We start from the raw sequence: 17817 nt of genomic DNA on the forward strand, positions 1-17817 counted from the left end.
TGTAAACCCGACCGACGCACCCACCGTTCCCGCACTGCCGGAAGCACCGGTTGCCGATAAGACCCCGAACGCTGACAAGCTGGAGGACGCAACCGTAGCGCATCCTAAGAGCAAACCAGCTCAGAGCAAGCCAGCTCAGAGCAAGCCCGCTCAGGAGGCTCCGGTGACCGCCGCCCGCTCGGCTAAGGACAGCCTCGCTAAGGACAGCCCCGCTAAAGATCATCTGGCTCAGGAAAGCAACCCCAAGAAGGCTACCCTGGCGAGCACCGGCGCATCCAGTGTTGGCGTGCTTGTTGGCATTGGCGTTGTCGCGATTTGTGCGGGTCTTGGTCTGAGCGTTCTGCGCTCGCGCCGCCACTCCTAAGAGCTGCAGGGCATACAGCCTAGCTCACCCGTACGGAATAAACTGCGGATAGCAAAGAGCCGCCGGCTCCCCTCAATCAGGGGAACCGGCGGCTCTTCACGTATCAGCTCATTCAATCAGCTGGCGCAATCGTTTGCGTTACTTCGAAGCCTTAACCTCGATGCCGCTCACGTCAATCTGCTCCAGCGGAATCAGGCGGTCACGAGTGACCACGCGGTGCACCAGCCAGACCGCGATAATCACGGGCAGACCAATGTAGGAGCTGAGCACGCCAGCCCAGTCACCGCTCAGGAACGCCTCGTAGTTCTGGCCGCCAATAACGACCAGGCACATGAGGAAGGCGATAATCGGGCCCGCGGGGAAGAACGGCGCCACGTAGGGCAGGTCCTTCAGGCTGTTGCCCTGCTTCAGGTACGCGCGGCGGAAACGGTAGTGAGCCACGGCGATACCCACCCAGGTGATGAAGCCAGCCAGACCGGACACGTTCACCAGCCACAGGTACGCGCCGTCCGGCGAGAGCAGTGCGGCGATGAAACCGACCGCGCCGATAGCTGCGGTTGCCAGCAGCGCGTTCATGGGCACGCCGCCGGAGTTGATGCGGGTGAACATCTTCGGTGCCTTACCCTCCTGGGCGAGCGCGAAGAGCATACGAGCCGAAACGTACAGGCCCGAGTTACCTGCAGAGAGCACTGCGGAGAGGATCACGGCGTTCATGATGGCTGCCGCGAAGGCAATGCCCGCACGCTCAAAGATGAGGGTGAACGGGGAGATGTTGATGTTGCCGTCCGCTGCGGTGAGCAGGTTCGGGTCGGAGTAAGGAATCAGGAAGCCGATGACGACCATCGCACCGATGTAGAAGAGCATGATGCGCCAGAACACGCTGGTCAGCGCGCGGGGCACGTCGCGGCGGGGGTTCTCAGATTCGCCGGCAGCCACACCGATCATTTCGGTGCCCTGGAAGGAGAAGCCTGCCACCATGAAGATGGCGAGTACGGCGGGTGCGCCGCCGACGAAGGGTGCCTCACCGACGGTCCAGTTGGAGACGCCCGGGGAGCTACCACCCAGGATGCCGAAGATCATGGCGATACCTGCAATGAGGAAGACGACCACCGTAACGACCTTGATGGTGGCGAGCCAGAATTCGCTTTCACCGTAGGAGCGTGCCGAGAGGGCGTTGATGCCAGTCAGCAGCACGAGGAATCCTGCCGCCCACACCCAGGATGGGATATCGGGGAACCAGTACCTCATCACCTCGCCGACGGCGACGAGTTCGGCGGCGACGGTAATCGCCCAGTTGAACCAGTAGTTCCAGCCCATGGCGAAGCCGAAGGACGGGGACACGTAGCGTGCCGCGTAGGTCTGGAATGCGCCGGGGACGGGCAGGTGCGCAGCCATCTCGCCGAGGGACTGCATGAGGAAGAGCACCATGATGCCGATGAGGGCGTAGGCGAGGATTGCGCCGCCGGGGCCTGCGGTGGAGATGGTCTTACCGGATGCGACGAAGAGGCCGGTGCCGATTGCGCCGCCGATTGCGATCATCTGCATGTGGCGGGCGGAGAGGCCTCGCTTCAGTTCACCCTCTGCGGGGGTGGCTTCCGATGCAGCGCCGGAAGTCTCTGTAGGCTGTGCCATGTCAGGTCTTCTTTCTGAGGCTATTGCTTCGTGCGTTTGCTAGCGGTCTAGTCTGGTGTCCAGTCTAGTCCTGCTGCGGGTGGTGTCGCCGAAGGTTTGTGCCTGGGTCAAGAAATTCTTCAATCTTAAGGATTTCTTACGTACCGTAAGTTTTCCTAATCTGAGGGTCAATCCTACTCGCTTTTGAGGCTCTTTTCCACCCAAAACCACAAAAACACAGAAAAACCCTCCCGCACCGCTCATGTATAAGCGGTACGGGAGGGTTCCCTATCAGGCTAATTCACCCGATCTATTCAGCTCACCCGGCTTTAGTCAGCCAGGTTGTGGAATGAAACGTTCGTGGGGTGCGCCACGGTACGGGAAACGGTGCAGTCCTTCTGCTCGCTGAGCTGAATCAGACGGTCCACCATCTTCTGCGCCTTGGCGCCCTGCTCATCCTCGGGGAATCGCACATCAAAGTCCACCTCAACGTCGTCGAGGCGCACCGCGCCGTCTTCGGTCTGCTTCAGCGCCGAGGCGAGCACCTCGAACACCTCGGGGGTGGAGCGGCGGGAGGTGCCCGCATCCACGTCCACGGAGGAGCAGCCGGCAATCGCGGCGAGCAGCAGCTCGACGGGGGTCAGCAGGCCCTCGCCCACACCGAAGTCGAGGGTTGCGCCGTTGGCACCGTAGGCACGGTAGCGCAGGCGGTCGATGCGCTCGATCTTGGTCTGGCGGTAGTTGTCGAGTTCGCGGCGTTCCTGCTGGCGCGAGTACACCTTCTTCTGCTCTTCTGCAGTCTGCACGGCGTTGTTCTGCTCAGCGTTGTTCTGTTCAGCCATGGAGGTTCCTTTCGGGTTGTCTGCGCGGTCGCTAGGTTATTCAGCGCCGCGTTGTTTAGCGTCATTCACTATAAGCGTGTTTCTCATTATTTTATTCCCGGACTCTTTTTCTCGTCGGTCAACCGCTTGCTCCTATACACTGGAAAACCGCGGCGGAGCTTCGAAGTCCCTCACGCACACAGTAGATTTTTTGAAGAGCACAACATACACAAGGAACTCTTTTATGGCACAGACCCCCGGCGCTGAGCGTCCCGGCACTGAACGTACGAGGCGTCCCGGCACTGAGCGTACGAGCACGCAGAATGATTTCCGCTTGGCTGTTGCGGATTCTTCCGTGGTGATGCTCGGTATCGCTGTGCTGGGTTTGGGTTTGGGTATTATCCTCAACGCTCACGGCCTGCCGATCTGGACTGCGCCACTGCTATCTGCCCTAGTTTTTGCCGGTTCGGTGGAGTTCCTCATGGTGGGTATGGTCAGTGGTGGCGCACCTCTGGCGTCGATTGCGTTGACGGTGTTCCTGGTGAATGCGCGCCACCTGGTGTACGGTCTTTCCTACCCGTTGCACAATGTGAAGGGTTTCTGGGCTAAGGCTCTGGCGATTCACACTCTTTGCGATGAGGCGTTCGCGGTTAACTCCGGTCCCGACCGTAATGAGCGTTCGGGGGCGCGCATTCTGTGGGTGAACGTGCTGATTTACGTGTCGTGGGTTCTGAGCGTAGTCCTCGGGTATGTGCTGGGTGCGAGCTTCCTCAGTAATCTGAAGGGCGTGGACTTCGTGATGGTGGCCATCTTCACGGTTCTTGCGATGGACGGCTACCGCGCCAACCCGGATCGTGTGACGGCGCTTTTTGTGGCGGTTTCGGCGGCGGTTGCGCTGATTTTTGCGCCGGCCTCGTTCTTGGTGGTGGCGTTGGGTTCGTATGTGGTGCTGCTGCTGGCGCGTTTCCCGGTGGCGAAGCGCCGCGGTACTCTGCCGCATCGTGCTGTGCATGAGGTAGCGGCTGAGGCTGAAAGCGCCGCTACCGCTGATGCGCCCGCTTCCACACAGCGATAAGAACGTTACATACGTGTTCGAAACCGGTTAGGATAGATGAGTGGAGCTTCGCTCTCCCCTCTTTCTATTTCTAGGATTACTAAAATGCCTCCCGCGCGAACCTGCACGGAGGCTCCCAGAGGTGAAGGTACCCCATGACTCAGATGAAAGACACCGCTAAGGAAACTAGCGACGCAGAACGCTGTGCCGCCCCGGAGTAACACCGCACCGGGAGCGGCATCACCCGAGGTCACGCACGAGAACTACTGACGCACGCAACTATCCACGCAGAAAACTCGTGCAGGAGGAACGGCCCTCCGCCTCCATGTTTCGCGGCTTTCATCAACTCACGTACCTACCGCACTACTTAGCCCCCAGCCCCTTTTCGGTTGGGCTATCCCCTACCCTTTTTTCGCGGATGCTTTCACGGCTTCACCCGCGCGCCTCTTTCAGGGGTTCTTCCCCCCCCTTCGGGGCACTCTTTCGGGGTCTTTCGCTGAGTATGTGCAGAAAGAGAAAATCTTCATGAACAGTGAAGTGACCACCGGCTATATTCTTGCCGCGATTCTTGTGGCTGCAGGTATTACGTTCCTGCTTCGTTTGCTTCCCTTCGGTTTGAAGAAGGCTCTGGCTGGCTCCGAACTTTTGGATGCACTCAGCCACTGGATTCCGCTCGGCGCGGTTGCGCTACTTGCCATCTATGCGGTGGTGAAGATTAATTATTCTTCCGTTGAAACGGCGGCACCGTACCTTGCGGGCCTGGTGGTGACCGTGGGTGCGCACCTGTGGCGCAAGAATATGGTGCTGAGCATGGTGGCGGGTACCGTCACCTGTGTTGTGCTGGCTAACTGGGTTTTCTAGGGGGTCATGATGAGCATCTCTAAGAACTCTGTTTCTTCCGCTGCTTCTTCTCAGCCTGCACCGCAGCAGGCGAGCCAACCCGCGCCCCATCAGGCTTCTCCTGAGCAGGTGGAGCAGGTCATTGCTTCTGCGCTTCCGCTAACCGGCATGATTCCCGTGGTGGAGGCTCCCGCTTCCCCCGATGCACAGGGGCCGCAGCAGCCGCGCGAGAGCGGCTTCGCCGAGGCGATGCGCACCGCCGGTGTCATCATGCTGGGCCTGTTCTTTGTCGGCATTGGTCTGGGCGTGCTGGTGCACAGTTACGGTCTGCCGTTCTGGGTGGCTCCCCTGTTGCCGGTTCTGGTTTTTGCCGGCTCGGTGGAGTTCGTGCTGATCGATATGATCTCGAATCATGCGTCGCTGTTCTCTATCGCCGTGATGACTCTGCTCATTAATTCCCGCCACCTCATGTACGGTCTGTCCTACCCGATTGAGCGGGTGCGTGGCGGCTTGGCGAAGTTCTACACTGTGTACACGCTCATTGATGAGGCGTACGCGCTGAACACCGGACCGGACCGCCATAAGCTTCGTGCCTCCCGCATCCTGTGGATCCACGCGGGCCTGCACCTGAGCGTTCTGGCGAGCGCTACGCTCGGCTATGTGCTGGGTGCAAGCTTCTTGAGCGAGCTCAAGGGCGTGGATTTTGTGATGACGGCGCTCTTTGCGGTGCTCGCTATCGATGCGTATCGCAGTTCTAAGGACCGCACGACTGCCGCTATTGCGGGTGTGTCTGCGGCGGTTGGTCTGCTGGTGGCGCCGCAGTCGATGCTGCTGATTTCGATGGTGGTGTACATTCTGCTGCTGGTGTCACGTTTTGTGGTGGCTAAGCGCCGAGGCACCCTGCCGGAGCATATGCTGGTCGCGGATGAGGACCCCGCCGAAGCCGCCGAAACTGCCGAAACCTCCGACGCTCCCGGCCATCCCGGCACCTCCGCACACTAAGTCTGAATCGCGAGCTAAGTCTGGATATAGTAAAGCGCCCCGCCCACCCGAAATACCGGGTGGGCGGGGCGTTATGCTGTCGCCAGCCGCATGTGTGGGTGAACCCCAGATCATGCACTGTAGACGTTCAGTATCTGCTGTGCTGTGTACCGCCAGGTGTCCCTGACGGAAGTACTATGCGGGTGCCGGGCTTGCGTCCGGTCCCGTACCAAGCTTACTTGATAGCTGCCAGGGCTGCTTCGTAGTTGGGCTCGTTGGTGGTTTCGGGAACCAGCTCGGTGTAGACAACCTCACCGTCGGGGTTCACGACGACCACGGAGCGTGCCAGCAGACCAGCCAGGGGGCCGTCCACGAGCTTCACGCCGAAGTCCTCACCGAAGGAGGAGCGGAAAGCGGAGGAGGTCACAACGTTCTCAATGCCCTCGGCTGCGCAGAAGCGGCCGATTGCGAAGGGCAGGTCGTTGGAGACGCACAGCACGACGGTGTTCTCCAGGCCTGCAGCCTGCTTGTTGAAGGTGCGGACGCTGTTTGCGCAGACACCGGTGTCGACGGAGGGGAAGATGTTCAGCACCAGGTTCTTACCTGCGAAATCTGCGGAGGAAATCTCGGAGAGATCAGCCGCGAGAACCGAAAATTCGGGCAACTTTGCGCCGACTGCGGGCAGGTCGCCGTTGGTGTGGATTACGAGTTCGTTCTGTAGAGTTACTTCAGCCATGCTTTCATTGTCCCTTGGATACGGCGGGTGTGCAAGGGGACACAGGCACTAGCGGGCGGAGTTTCCGCATAGCTGATTTTCTGCTACGTTGCTTCACTTCTTCTGGCCCTGCTGTAGCGGCTGTCTAGCGGTAATCCTGGTCTGTGACTCTACGGTAACGAACGGCACTGACCGCGCGCACCACGTGCCCGCCTCTTTTTCCCTATACTGGACGAGTTCACTATTCACTTCTTGACCAGCACCGATGCGCGCTGCCGCGCATCTTCAGGAGTATCCATGTCTTCTAATCGCCGCCGTTTCACCGGCCGTACCGCTTTGGCTCTACCTGCATTGGGCGCCGCTCTAGCTCTCGTTGTCACTTCCTGCTCGGCAAGCACTGATTCTGCCGTTTCGGGTACCGTGGTGTCTTCTTCTGGCAGCGCTTCTGCCTCCGCGAGCGCGACCTCCACTCAGGCACTGTTCCCGACCCCGTCGGCGAGCCCTAGCGCTACCCCGAGCGCATCCGCAAGCGCTACCCCGAGTGCTTCGTCGCCTGCTCCGGTGCCGTCGGTGGTGACGATTACGGTTCATGCTGAGCCGACCGCATCCGAGTCGAAGACCTCTAAGTCTGAGTCGAAGAAGGATTCCACCTGCGCGTCTGATTCTGCATCGACCGTGGTGTCTAAGGCTCTGCGCGAGTTGAAGAATAAGAGCAAGTGGGATCAGTGGACGAACGTTTCGGCAAGCTACGAGGGTTACGACCCCTGTGCTGAGCTGTCCTGGATTGACGCGATTCCGGGTTCTTCCCCGTCTGATTGCTGCATTTCCTCGATGGCGCACCACATTCTGCTGTTCCACCGCGGCAAGTTCATTGGTACCGCAACCTATGAGCCGTACTCGTTCTCTCCGGTGATTACCCGCACTTCGGACAGCTCGATTAGCGTGACCTACCGCTACGTGAAGGGCGATGAGAGTTCCGCCAGCGCGAGCGGTCGCACGACTGCTGAGTTCAGCTGGAGCTCTTCGCAGAACAAGGTTGTGATGACCGGTGAGGTTCCGCCGAGCGAGTAGCCGGTTCACCTTATAGGCTACGTGTTTGATGCCCAGGAGGTTGGGCGTACGAGAAACCCGCCGTCTCGCATATGGTGCATATGTGAGACGGCGGGTTTTCCGTTGCTTAAGGATATGTAGAGTGCCCGAGGGCTAGCTATTTAGGCAGCGAACTTCTTGTAACCGAAGTATGCGGCGCCTGCCAGGATAGCGATGAACAGAATCTTCTTCATGATGTACTCCTTTGATTGTTCTGAAGGGCACCCGGTGTTTTGCTCCGTCTGGCGACTCACCTAAAGGTGAGGGCAGGCGGGGCGTCATCCGCACGTGGTGCCGTTGCTCCCTATCTTACCTGCTTTTGAACAACGTTTTTCTATTTGACGTGCCTAGTCCGCATTTTAGACAGTCAAACACGCAGCGGTTCAGCGCATCGTTGAGGCGGGGAATATGCCTCTGACGAGCGCATAATGGGAGCATGAGTATTTTTAAGAAGAAAGAGTACAGCGCTGAGCGCTCGGCTACTCGCATGGCTCGCGCCCTCGCTGTGATGGGTGCGCTGCACTTCATCATCCCGGAACCCTTCGACTCGATTGTGCCGAAGTACCTGCCGGGTCCTGCCCACGCGTACACTCACGGTTCGGGTGTAGCTGAGCTGGGCACCGCTGCCCTGCTGGCTAATGATAAGACCCGCCGTGCCGGTGGCCTGCTTGCGGCTCTGCTGTTTGTTGCGGTGTTCCCCGCGAACATTCAGATGGCTCTGGATGCGCGTAACCAGTCCACTCAGCGTAAGGCTATTGCGTACGGTCGCCTGCCCCTGCAGCTGCCGCTGATTTGTAGCGCGCTGAAGATTTGGCGCAAGTCGAAGTAGTCAATACATTCACCATTCGATACATTCGACACTCATCTCATTGACGAGAAAAGCACCTTAGCGTTTTAGAGATAAAACACTAAGGTGCTTTTAGCTTAATAAAAGCTCACATAAGCTCTTCTTACATCATATTTACGTATAATTGAAAACAACATACTATCTGCCACAGTGGCAGATATATAAACCCAAGGAGATTACAATGGGTACTTTTATTGGCACCATTATTACCGGCGCAATTATTGGTGCACTTGCACGCTTCTTTATGCGAGGCCGCCAGAACATTTCGATTCTTTGGACCATTATCTGCGGTGCTGTCGGCGCAGCAATCGGTACCTGGGCAGCGACCCAGCTGGGTGTTGCAGACACTAGCGGCATTGACTGGATTCGCTGGATTATCTCAATTATTGCTGCAATGCTGACCATTTCCCTGTACATGGGATTGACCGGTAAAAAGTAAAGAAATATTCGTCAATTTTCTTTTAAAACCTAAGCAATTTTTATAAAGCATAAGGCGGCACCTCCCCTAGCGTGAGCTAGTGCGGGAGGTGCCGCCTTTTCTGCGCCTCGCAGGAGGCATTACGTCTTCTTGGCTTATATCGCCTTGGCTTATATCGCCTTGGCTTATGCCTTCTTAGCTTATGCCTTCTTGACGACGGAGGACTTCAGGTACATCTGGCCTGCGCCGGGGACCTTCGCCTCAATGTCGTGGCCGTTCACGGGGGATTCGAGCAGGCGGATGCCGCGCACCTTGGTGCCTGCCTTGATGTCTGCGCCGCCCTTGACCTTCAGGCCCTTGACGATGGTGACGGAGTCGCCGTCGACGAGCTCGTTACCGACGGAGTCGAGAACCTTGGTGCCTGCTTCTTCTTCGGTTTCGCCTGCTGCGGTGCGTTCCCATTCGTGGCCGCACATGGGGCATGCCCAGAGTTCGCCCATTTCGTAGGTGTAGTTTTCGCTGCATTCGGGGCAGGCGGGTGCTTCGATTTCGTTGAGGTTTTCGCTCATGGTTCCTTCTTCTGTCTGTGCGGATGCGCCGCTCCCCTGTCCCTTGATTACCGCAGCGTTGGGCGGTGGTGCTGCGGCGTGTGGGCGCGCGTCAGCGAGGGCGGGGTGCGACGGTGGAGGGTGCGAGGATTCTCGCATTCGTGCTGACTATACCATTTGACGGGTGCGAACTGCATGTGTGGGGCTGGTTTTTGCCGGTCTTTTGGGGTGGGGGCAGGGCGTGGGTGAAGCCGAAAATAAAATTTGCCTGGTTTGTGCGTAATATTTACGAAAATTCGGGTTTTTGCTCATTATGCAGAAGATAAGGCGTGTAAAGTATCTAGAGCATTTGTACGTTTTGAGTAGTGAAAGGCACGACTTCATGAAGCTTTCCGCACGTAACCAGTTCGCAGGCAAGGTTGTTGAGATCACCGAGGGCGCAACCAACGGCATCGTTAAGATTGAGATCGCTCCCGAGGTTGTTATCTCTGCTTCCATCACCAACGAGTCCATCAAGGAACTGGGCCTGAAGGTTGGCGAGACCGCTTACGCAGTCATCAAGGCTTCCAACGTTATGGTTGGTGCTGACCACTAATCCCGGTCGATAAGACTTACACCCGGCGGCTGCCTATTATGGTGCGCGAGGGTTAATAGGGCGGGGCCCCGCACCGTACGTTCACGGTGCGGGGCCCCGCTTTTATGTTTTTATCGCTTAGACGTTGAAGCGGAACTCCACCACGTCGCCGTCCTGCATGATGCAACTTTTTACGGCTGCTTTAGGACTTCTTTCTCATAAATTTTATTGAGAGGATCTCTATACATTGCAATGTCTTTCAATTTGCTCGCCAACCGAGAAGGTATGTGATGTGGCGCTACAAGTCGCATAAAAAGGATAATTTGGCGTATGTGTTTTTCAAATTCATGACGACCAAGGATAGGAATTAAATCAAAGTTTTCGAATAGCATTTGACTGCCTGAATGTGAATCTTGATTTATATACACATAGGATATAAATGATTTTAAGAAATTATATTCCACACTTTGGTCATCATAAAAGCAAGCCACTCGATCCATGGCATTTCTATTCGAAATCTTAGATTCCCCTAATTCAAAGCGCAAAAATGCTTCCCATACACGCCTCACCTCATTAGGAGAGAGCGAGTCTACACCCTTCCCCTCTTCAGTGGCAACGATAAACATTTTCTCTAAAATATTCCTATATTCATCGATATCTTCAAAAGATACAGGACTAATACATTCTTTTTTGTTATTTATAATTTGACCATCCACAATTTCACAACATTTTATCTTATTGCCACCCACTCTATAATTTATTGACTTTGATATCTCAAGGGCGGTAACAGGGTCATGCGTCATAATAATCATTTTTGCCTTAGATGTATCTTCGGATACAATTCCAGCCACATGATCTAAAATCTGGATAACACCATACTTATTACTATAGTCAAAGCTAGACACTGGATCATCTAGGACAATAATCTGATCTCTATCGGAAATAGTCAAAGCTTTTTCCCCATTAGATATATCAACAAAGAAATAGCACAGTGCCAAAATATTCTGTTCCCCAGTGGACAAAATACTAGGCGAAATATCTATACCATTTTTTGTTACTTTATACCCATAAGCTCCATCAGAGTAAAGCTGTAGTACATCCTCACCAAAAATTACCCGCAACCACTGATTCATGCTTTCAACAACTTGACTGTCAGAGTCCTCGCGCCTTTTTCGCTCTAACTCTTCCTCAGCTTTCTCTAACTGCGCCTTTTTTGACCTCATGTCAGACATTTCACTTTTTGTCAGATTGGTAACTTGCGCTAATATATTACGGTCAAATAAATCGGTATACAAAGAATAATCGATTCCGGATAAAATATTCATAATTATTTGATAACATTCAGTATAGAGATTTTTCCCATCCATATAAGCATAAGATTCCCTCCCAGAATAAATCCCTTCAGTAATTTCGTTATAAGCCAATTGGTATAATTGACGCAAAATTTCCAACAATTCTTTTTCATATAACTCAAGATTACCCTTATTTACATTCGCTTCGTCTAGTTCAATGCGTTTAATTTTATCCATACCCTGGTTGAGACCCAAGGAAATAAACCTATAAAAAAAATAATCTCGAGAGCTTCTATCCCCTTCGAAGATTCCGGCCAAGAGAGTTTTGCGCAACATACTGCACCTAACAGGCTCATGCCTATTAGCATACATCAGATTATCAATATACGCCTCAACAAATTTTCTACATACATCTGCATACAATTCACTGGAAGATCCCAGGGCATATGTGCCCCAAATATCATCTAAAAACTCTTTGTTCTTTTGAGATATAATTTCCTTAATCGTTAAAATTTGATTTTTGGAATCATCGATTTCCTCTACTATTTTTACATAATCACCAAGCAAAATAATTGGATTAAGATGACCTGAATTGTATGCACGGAAATTTTCAATAACGTACATCTCATCAAATACACGCACATTCGAGTAGTCATACCCCAAAGAGACCCCATTCATATCAAAAAATTTGATGCTGGATCTACTGTCAGCTTTACCTTGAAGAGCACGTGCAATTGTTGATTTTCCCGCTCCATTACGACCAAGAACAACGGCGCATTGTGCGTTGTAGCGGGTATGATTTTTACTTTCTTTAGCAAAAAATGAATAATATTTCTTCCCAGCATAACCTGTATCAACCCTTATTCTTGATACATGTTTCGCAATTACCATTTATTCCTCCTAGAACCAATAGATTTCCTAATTTGCGTAGATACAATAAAATCCCCTTGAGTATCAGTTCATCACAGATATAACTGTCTCAAGGGGATCTTATAACTTCACTGTTACTCAGATATTAATTTATTTAATTATTCTAAGCTTAGACGTTGAAGCGGAACTCCACCACGTCGCCATCCTGCATGATGTAGTCCTTGCCCTCCATACGGACCTTACCGCGAGCCTTCGCCTCCGCCATGGAGCCAGCCTCGTCCAGGTCCTTGAAAGACACAACCTCAGCCTTAATGAAGCCGCGCTCAAAATCAGAGTGAATCACGCCAGCAGCCTGCGGCGCAGTATCACCCTTGTAAATAGTCCAGGCGCGAGCCTCCTTCGGGCCAGCAGTCAGGTAAGTCTGCAAACCCAGAGTCGAGAAGCCCACACGAGCCAGCTGGTCCAGGCCGGACTCATCCTGACCGTTCATCTCCAGCATCTCGCGAGCCTCCTCCTCAGACAGCTCCACCAGATCAGCCTCCAGCTTCGCGTCCAAGAACACAGCCTCAGCCGGCGCCACCATGTCACGCAGCTCCTGCTGCTTCTCCTCAGACGCCAGAATGCCCTCATCCGCGTTGAACACGTAAATGAACGGCTTAGCAGTCAGCAGGTTCAGCTCCTTCAAGTGAGCCAGCTCCAGCTTCGCGTCCTTCGCACGAGAAATGATGGTGCCGCCATCCTCCAGGATCTTCTGCGCGGCCTTGTAAGTCTCCAGCTGAGCGGCGTCACCCTTCTTAATCTTCACGGCCTTCTCCAGACGCGGAATAGCGTTCTCCAGAGTCTGCAGGTCAGCCAGAATCAGCTCAGTGTTAATGGTCTCCATATCGGATGCCGGGTCGACCTTGCCGTCCACGTGAATGACGTCCGGGTCATCAAACGCACGCACCACCTGGGCGATAGCGTGCGCCTCACGAATGTTCGCGAGGAACTTGTTACCCAGGCCCTCACCCTCAGAAGCGCCCTTCACAATACCCGCAATATCAACGAACGAAACAGTCGCAGGCAGAATACGCTCCGAACCAAAAATCTCAGCCAGACGGTTCAGACGCGCATCCGGCAGGTTCACCACGCCCACGTTCGGGTCAATGGTCGCGAACGGGTAGTTAGCCGCCAGCACAGTGTTGCCGGTCAGAGCGTTGAACAGGGTGGACTTGCCCACGTTAGGCAGGCCAACAATGCCGATAGTTAGAGCCACAAGTTTTCCTTCGAATCATGTACCCCGCCAAACACGCAGGATGCGCCGCGTACGTGATGCGGCGGGTGCGGGCGGGCACAGGGCGAAAATGGTGCCCGCTTCCAAGCGCAACACCGCCAGTCTCAGGAAGAAACGGGTGCGGGGCGCCTGCGGGCATAGACACTACCATTCTACCGTGTTCGAGCAGGAGCCGCCCGGGTTGATGAGAGCAGGGGGCTAAAGCCAGCCGTTCTCCGTGGCGATACGCACCGCATCCTGACGAGTCGACGCACCCGTCTTCGCCATCGCCGCCGACAAATAATTACGCACCGTACCCGCCGACAAAAACAACGCCGCCGCAATCTGCTGAGCCGTACCACCCGACGCCGCCTCACGCAACACCTGCGCCTCACGCTCCGTCAACGGAGAAGCACCCGTCACTAAAGAATCCGCCGCCAACGACGGATCCACCACACGCAACCCCGCATGCACACGACGAATCGCCTCCGCCAACTGGCGAGCACCCGTATCCTTCACCACGAAACCACTCGCACCAGCCTCCAGGGCGCGGCGCACATAGCCCGGGCGGCCAAACGTCGTCACAATCAGCGTACGCACCGGCTCACCCGACTCACTCAAAGCACCCGCATCACGCAACGCCGCAGCTGCCTCAATACCATCAGCCAGCAAAGTACCGGGCATCTGCACATCCAGCAGCACCACGTCCGGCTTCAATAGGGCGACAGCACCCAACACCTCATCACCGCTACCGACCTGACCCACAATCTGCAGGTCAACCTCCAGGCCCAACAGGGCGGCAAGGGCCTCACGGATGAGCTGCTGATCGTCAGCGAGCAGAACACGAATCATGGGAGCCTCCCAGGGCTGAAGACGGGGTGATCACGGCGGGCGGAACAACCGCGTGAGGTTGTCTACCACCACAATACAGGGGCGGGTAGCTCCCCCGTCCAGGGCGCGGCGCCAAGTTCCACAATCTACAGCACCTATTTACAGCAGTGAGGTGTCGCCGTCCATGCTCACACGGATGCGCGTACCCACCCCACCGCCGGGGTTCTCCGCCAGCCACTGCTCGGGCGCCGCCTCAATCACCACGCTACCGCCGGAGGCCGCCACACGCTGAGTCATGCCCGTCAGACCGTTACCGCGGGCATCACCCACACCCACGCCGTTATCGAGGATGTCCAGACCGGTTGCGCTCAGACGCACTCGCGCCGCGTTCGCACCCGAGTGGCGCACCATGTTCGTGACCGCCTCACGCAGAACCCAGGAGAACAGCTTCGCGTTCACACCGGCCACCGCGAGCGCGTTCTGAGCCTCCGGCAGTTCGGCGCGAATACCGGCGGTCTGCAAGGCACGACCCGCACCCTCAATCTCACCCGAGAAGTCGGGCACACGCAGGCGCGTCACGGTTGAGCGAACCTCCGCCAGGGATGCGCGGGACAGCTGCGCGATCGCTTCCATCTCCGCACCGGCGCGGGCGGGGTCAATCTCCAGCAGGCGCTGCGCCAGCTCCGCTTTGAGGGTGATGACGGTCAGGGAGTGACCCAGCACGTCGTGCACATCGCGGGCAATCTCTTCACGTTCCTCGGAGAGAGCCAGCGAGGCGCGCGCTACGTCCGCGCGTTCACCCAGCTCGATCAGGTAGGAGAAGCCCAGCATACCCACCATCGGCGCACCGATAAAGAGGGCCATACCACCGCGCGCGGTGACATCAAAGCCGATGCTCGCCATAAAAATTAGCCAGCAGGCCAGGGCAATCGTCGCCGCTACACCCAAGCGCAGGCGGTACGGGGCAATCGTGCCAAAAATCCAGAACGCCACAAAGTACATACCGAAGCCCAGCAGAATTACGTGTATGTCACTCGGGGTCAACACCGCCATACCTACCAACGGCAGAATCATCAGTGCCGTCCAGATGACGCTTCGGCGCACCGTGGAGGCGACCGGCACCAGCCACGGCACCGCGTACGCCGAGCAGTTCACCACCGCGAACAGCGCCACCAGCGCCACACCGGCCCAGCGCACCGGCCCCAACTCCGGGGTGGTGAGGAAGCTGTCCAGCGGCATGAGCAGAAACACCAGCCACGGGGCGCTGAAGCCCAGCGCCAGCCAGTTCACGTTGCCGCGGCGTTCACGGTAGAGGAAGCGGAAGCGGTTCTTGCCCAGGGTGCGCTTCGCAGCGGAGGGTGCCGTCTCGTTCTCTGCGTGGGGGTGTTCGTTCGGGTGGGTGTGGGTTTCGGTCATGGTTCTAGCCTAACGTGCGGGTGCCGCGGGTGCAGATATCACCGGTGCGGCGGCTTCAACGGGTACAGCGTGGGTTCGGTGCGAGTGGATACGGCTTCCGCCGCAGCCTCGGGATTCAAGGCTGCGGCGGAAAGAAGCTCTTAGCGGCGGGTTGCGCGGCGCATCAGCAGGGCAGAAACACCCAGGAAGATAGCCGCCCACACGATGAGGCTCACTACGGCGTACCAGAGCGGCTCGGTCACGAACCAGTCCTCACCACCCAGAATAATGGTCTGACCTGCGGCGAAGGGGTAGCGGGCAATCTCGGCAGCACCGTACAGCGGGGTGAAGCGGGCGTACTTCAGCAGGTCGGTGCTCAGCGGGGAGAACACGGTACCGAAGAAGCTCATAATCACCAGCAGACCGTTCGCAATGGACACGGCGTTCTCGTTACGAATCAGCAGACCCATCATGATGCCGTAGAAGGCGAACACCAGACCGCACAGCACCGTCAGCGCGCCGGCTGCAAGCTGCTGGTTCACGGGGATTTCAACACCGGTGAACATGCCCACAATGTTCACCGCAATCACCGGCACCGCAGAAATCACCAGGGCGGTCAGCGCCTTCGCGCCCAGGTACTTGCCGGTGGTCAGCGGGGTCAGCGCCAGCTGGCGGTTCCAGCCGCTGGAGAGCTCGGTGACGGTGCTGCCGCTAATCGCCACGGTGTTCTGCACAGCACCGTACAGCGCCATGCCAATCATGACGTAGGCCGCTACGTTGCCGTCGCCCATCTGCTGGGAGGAGTAGTCCTGCATCGCGCCAAAGAGCAGGAAGAAGACGATGGGCAGTGCCACGCCGAAGAAGAAACGGTCGGTCGAGAGAATAGAAGCGCGGATGTCGTAGAGTGCGTAGCGGAGCATGATGTTTTCCTTGAGGTGTGTAGCGGCGGCGTGTGGTGTTGAGGCGGTCTAGTGTTTAGGCTTCAGTTGCCTTGGAGGCGGCGGCCTGCTCGGTCAGCAGGGTGAAGGACTCGTCCAGGGAGGGCTTGGTGACCTCCAGGTCGCTGATGCTGTAGTTGTTCAGCAGAGTGCGCAGTACCTGCTCAATCTCCAGTACGGAGATGCGGTGGCGGTACCCGCCGGACTCTTCGGTCACCTCGACCGGCACATCCAGGTCGGTGATGGGTGCGGGTGCGAGGAAGGAAAGGTGGCGGTGGCCGGTCAGGGCGCGGATCTCGTCGGAGGAGCCGTCAGCGATGATGGAGCCGGATTCCATGAGCACGATGCGCTGGGCGAAGTTCTGTGCTTCTTCCAGGTAGTGCGTCGCAAAAAGAATGGTCGTTCCACGCTCGGCGATGGCTTCCATGCGCTCCCAGAAGGTGCGGCGCGCATTCACGTCCATGCCGGCGGTCGGCTCGTCCAGGATCAGCAGTTCCGGCGAGTGCATGGTCGCCAGGGCGTAACGCAGACGCTGTTGCTGACCGCCCGAGCACTTGCCGACCTTACGCTTAGCAATCTCGGCCAGGTCGGCGCCGGCGAGTACCTCATCCACGTCAATAGGCTTGGGGTACAGCGCCGCAATCATCTCAACCGTGGCGCGAATCGTCAGGTCCTTGAGCAGGCCACCGGTCTGCTGAACCGCACCGAGTAGACCGGCGCGTGCCGCCTCGGAGGCGTTGCGACCGAAGACGCTCAACTCGCCGCCGCTGGGCTGGGTCAGACCAAGAATCATGTCGATGAGGGTGGTCTTGCCGGCGCCGTTGGGGCCGAGCAGTGCGATGATTTCGCCGCGCTTGACGGTCAGGTCAATCGAGTTGACGGCGACCACGGTGCCTGCCGCGCGGGTGGAGAAAACCTGGCGGAGGGAGCGGGCGGAAATAACGGTTTCTGCGGTGTTTTGCTTGCTATTCTGAAGTGCTGCGGTGTTCATGTTTCTATTACACCGCCGGTTTTCGCACCGGTGCGGTACAGAGTGTCATGAGCTGCCCATGACAAATGTCATGAGTTGAGGATATGCGAGCGTCGCGGCCCGTTACGCGAAGCGGGGGCTCCGTCCTCAAGGCGCCTGTGCCAATCGTTGTTGGGGCGCCGCAGAGGGGGCATTCCCCCGCGTAGCGGAAACCGGCGCATGCCGCTGCTGCCCCAAACCGTGCATCCTCAGGCACGAAAAACCCCGCGTAGCGAGACCGTAAAGCTGCGGAGGTAGCCGGTTACGCGAAGCTGCGCAAGCGTCCCTACCCGTGCATCCCGCACATCAGACGCAAAAACCCCGCATCTTCTCCCCACACGGGGAAGAGGACACGGGGTCGTAAGTAT

18 protein-coding genes are annotated in these 17817 nt (G+C 56.8%); 8 read left to right on the plus strand and 10 right to left on the minus strand.

Annotation, left to right across the window (positions count from 1 at the left end; translation table 11 throughout):
• Nucleotides 1-364 (plus strand): LPXTG cell wall anchor domain-containing protein (locus HMPREF2842_RS03895; RefSeq protein WP_141752179.1); only part of this gene is annotated, 364 nt, incomplete at its 5' end.
• Nucleotides 365-502: 138 nt separating this feature from the next.
• Here HMPREF2842_RS03895 and HMPREF2842_RS03900 read toward each other — a convergent pair.
• Entirely contained in the window at nucleotides 503-1996 is a 1494-nt protein-coding gene (locus HMPREF2842_RS03900; protein ID WP_005508477.1) for an amino acid permease, read from the minus strand.
• Between the two features lie 308 nt (nucleotides 1997-2304).
• On the minus strand, nucleotides 2305-2817 hold the full coding sequence (locus HMPREF2842_RS03905; protein ID WP_193389287.1) for an OsmC family protein: 513 nt from the start codon (nucleotides 2815-2817) through the stop codon (nucleotides 2305-2307).
• A gap of 223 nt (nucleotides 2818-3040) precedes the next feature.
• On the opposite strand from HMPREF2842_RS03905, the gene HMPREF2842_RS03910 reads away from it, so the two are divergent.
• The 3 genes from HMPREF2842_RS03910 to HMPREF2842_RS03920 all read left to right on the plus strand — a co-directional run bounded on the left by HMPREF2842_RS03910 (nucleotide 3041) and on the right by HMPREF2842_RS03920 (nucleotide 5692).
• Entirely contained in the window at nucleotides 3041-3871 is an 831-nt protein-coding gene (locus HMPREF2842_RS03910; protein WP_049349359.1) for an AzlC family ABC transporter permease, read from the plus strand.
• A gap of 504 nt (nucleotides 3872-4375) precedes the next feature.
• Complete coding sequence (locus HMPREF2842_RS03915; RefSeq protein ID WP_049349357.1) at nucleotides 4376-4711, plus strand: branched-chain amino acid transporter permease; 336 nt, start codon at nucleotides 4376-4378, stop codon at nucleotides 4709-4711.
• A gap of 9 nt (nucleotides 4712-4720) precedes the next feature.
• Entirely contained in the window at nucleotides 4721-5692 is a 972-nt protein-coding gene (locus tag HMPREF2842_RS03920) for an AzlC family ABC transporter permease (protein WP_053088741.1), read from the plus strand.
• A 214-nt stretch (nucleotides 5693-5906) separates the two neighbouring features.
• On the opposite strand, the gene tpx is transcribed toward HMPREF2842_RS03920, so the two are convergent.
• Nucleotides 5907-6407, minus strand: coding sequence for a thiol peroxidase (gene tpx, locus HMPREF2842_RS03925; RefSeq protein WP_049327611.1), 501 nt, complete (start codon nucleotides 6405-6407; stop codon nucleotides 5907-5909).
• Between the two features lie 276 nt (nucleotides 6408-6683).
• On the opposite strand from tpx, the gene HMPREF2842_RS03930 reads away from it, so the two are divergent.
• The 3 genes from HMPREF2842_RS03930 to HMPREF2842_RS03940 all read left to right on the plus strand — a co-directional run bounded on the left by HMPREF2842_RS03930 (nucleotide 6684) and on the right by HMPREF2842_RS03940 (nucleotide 8761).
• Nucleotides 6684-7457 (plus strand): LppP/LprE family lipoprotein, encoded by a 774-nt coding sequence (locus HMPREF2842_RS03930; RefSeq protein ID WP_049349355.1) that lies wholly within the window; start codon nucleotides 6684-6686, stop codon nucleotides 7455-7457.
• Between the two features lie 454 nt (nucleotides 7458-7911).
• Nucleotides 7912-8304: a DoxX family protein gene (locus HMPREF2842_RS03935; protein ID WP_049346960.1), complete on the plus strand. Its 393-nt coding sequence runs from the start codon at nucleotides 7912-7914 to the stop codon at nucleotides 8302-8304.
• Between the two features lie 199 nt (nucleotides 8305-8503).
• On the plus strand, nucleotides 8504-8761 hold the full coding sequence (locus HMPREF2842_RS03940) for a GlsB/YeaQ/YmgE family stress response membrane protein (RefSeq protein WP_044150247.1): 258 nt from the start codon (nucleotides 8504-8506) through the stop codon (nucleotides 8759-8761).
• Between the two features lie 179 nt (nucleotides 8762-8940).
• Here HMPREF2842_RS03940 and HMPREF2842_RS03945 read toward each other — a convergent pair whose 3' ends face one another.
• Nucleotides 8941-9309: a zinc ribbon domain-containing protein YjdM gene (locus tag HMPREF2842_RS03945; RefSeq protein ID WP_070642857.1), complete on the minus strand. Its 369-nt coding sequence runs from the start codon at nucleotides 9307-9309 to the stop codon at nucleotides 8941-8943.
• 361 nt (nucleotides 9310-9670) lie between these two features.
• On the opposite strand from HMPREF2842_RS03945, the gene HMPREF2842_RS03950 reads away from it, so the two are divergent.
• Nucleotides 9671-9883 carry a TOBE domain-containing protein gene (locus HMPREF2842_RS03950; protein WP_005505155.1) on the plus strand — a complete coding sequence of 71 codons (213 nt, stop codon included), beginning with the start codon at nucleotides 9671-9673 and terminating at the stop codon, nucleotides 9881-9883.
• Between the two features lie 170 nt (nucleotides 9884-10053).
• Here HMPREF2842_RS03950 and HMPREF2842_RS03955 read toward each other — a convergent pair whose 3' ends face one another.
• From HMPREF2842_RS03955 to HMPREF2842_RS03985, 6 genes are all read right to left on the minus strand, one after another.
• On the minus strand, nucleotides 10054-12045 hold the full coding sequence (locus tag HMPREF2842_RS03955; protein ID WP_083309205.1) for an AAA family ATPase: 1992 nt from the start codon (nucleotides 12043-12045) through the stop codon (nucleotides 10054-10056).
• A gap of 148 nt (nucleotides 12046-12193) precedes the next feature.
• Nucleotides 12194-13279 carry a redox-regulated ATPase YchF gene (gene ychF / locus HMPREF2842_RS03965; RefSeq protein WP_070642866.1) on the minus strand — a complete coding sequence of 362 codons (1086 nt, stop codon included), beginning with the start codon at nucleotides 13277-13279 and terminating at the stop codon, nucleotides 12194-12196.
• A 216-nt stretch (nucleotides 13280-13495) separates the two neighbouring features.
• Nucleotides 13496-14128: a response regulator transcription factor gene (locus HMPREF2842_RS03970; RefSeq protein ID WP_070642869.1), complete on the minus strand. Its 633-nt coding sequence runs from the start codon at nucleotides 14126-14128 to the stop codon at nucleotides 13496-13498.
• Nucleotides 14129-14266: 138 nt separating this feature from the next.
• The gene (locus HMPREF2842_RS03975) at nucleotides 14267-15523 is read right to left on the minus strand and encodes a sensor histidine kinase (protein ID WP_070642871.1); all 1257 of its coding nucleotides are present in this window, start codon (nucleotides 15521-15523) and stop codon (nucleotides 14267-14269) included.
• Nucleotides 15524-15663: 140 nt separating this feature from the next.
• Nucleotides 15664-16422: an ABC transporter permease gene (locus HMPREF2842_RS03980; protein ID WP_070642873.1), complete on the minus strand. Its 759-nt coding sequence runs from the start codon at nucleotides 16420-16422 to the stop codon at nucleotides 15664-15666.
• A 55-nt stretch (nucleotides 16423-16477) separates the two neighbouring features.
• Nucleotides 16478-17431: an ABC transporter ATP-binding protein gene (locus HMPREF2842_RS03985; protein ID WP_070506855.1), complete on the minus strand. Its 954-nt coding sequence runs from the start codon at nucleotides 17429-17431 to the stop codon at nucleotides 16478-16480.
• Nucleotides 17432-17817 lie beyond the last annotated feature (386 nt).

The organism is Rothia sp. HMSC069C10 (genome assembly GCF_001812205.1).
GTDB lineage: Bacteria > Actinomycetota > Actinomycetes > Actinomycetales > Micrococcaceae > Rothia > Rothia mucilaginosa.

Coding starts and splice junctions, on each gene's coding strand:
- HMPREF2842_RS03900 (WP_005508477.1), bottom strand. CDS start 1,996: ATGGCACAGCCTACAGAGACTTCCGGCGCTGCATCGGAAGCCACCCCC.
- HMPREF2842_RS03905 (WP_193389287.1), bottom strand. CDS start 2,817: ATGGCTGAACAGAACAACGCTGAGCAGAACAACGCCGTGCAGACTGCA.
- HMPREF2842_RS03910 (WP_049349359.1), top strand. CDS start 3,041: ATGGCACAGACCCCCGGCGCTGAGCGTCCCGGCACTGAACGTACGAGG.
- HMPREF2842_RS03915 (WP_049349357.1), top strand. CDS start 4,376: ATGAACAGTGAAGTGACCACCGGCTATATTCTTGCCGCGATTCTTGTG.
- HMPREF2842_RS03920 (WP_053088741.1), top strand. CDS start 4,721: ATGAGCATCTCTAAGAACTCTGTTTCTTCCGCTGCTTCTTCTCAGCCT.
- tpx (WP_049327611.1), bottom strand. CDS start 6,407: ATGGCTGAAGTAACTCTACAGAACGAACTCGTAATCCACACCAACGGC.
- HMPREF2842_RS03930 (WP_049349355.1), top strand. CDS start 6,684: ATGTCTTCTAATCGCCGCCGTTTCACCGGCCGTACCGCTTTGGCTCTA.
- HMPREF2842_RS03935 (WP_049346960.1), top strand. CDS start 7,912: ATGAGTATTTTTAAGAAGAAAGAGTACAGCGCTGAGCGCTCGGCTACT.
- HMPREF2842_RS03940 (WP_044150247.1), top strand. CDS start 8,504: ATGGGTACTTTTATTGGCACCATTATTACCGGCGCAATTATTGGTGCA.
- HMPREF2842_RS03945 (WP_070642857.1), bottom strand. CDS start 9,309: ATGAGCGAAAACCTCAACGAAATCGAAGCACCCGCCTGCCCCGAATGC.
- HMPREF2842_RS03950 (WP_005505155.1), top strand. CDS start 9,671: ATGAAGCTTTCCGCACGTAACCAGTTCGCAGGCAAGGTTGTTGAGATC.
- HMPREF2842_RS03955 (WP_083309205.1), bottom strand. CDS start 12,045: ATGGTAATTGCGAAACATGTATCAAGAATAAGGGTTGATACAGGTTAT.
- HMPREF2842_RS03970 (WP_070642869.1), bottom strand. CDS start 14,128: ATGATTCGTGTTCTGCTCGCTGACGATCAGCAGCTCATCCGTGAGGCC.
- HMPREF2842_RS03975 (WP_070642871.1), bottom strand. CDS start 15,523: ATGACCGAAACCCACACCCACCCGAACGAACACCCCCACGCAGAGAAC.
- HMPREF2842_RS03980 (WP_070642873.1), bottom strand. CDS start 16,422: ATGCTCCGCTACGCACTCTACGACATCCGCGCTTCTATTCTCTCGACC.
- HMPREF2842_RS03985 (WP_070506855.1), bottom strand. CDS start 17,431: ATGAACACCGCAGCACTTCAGAATAGCAAGCAAAACACCGCAGAAACC.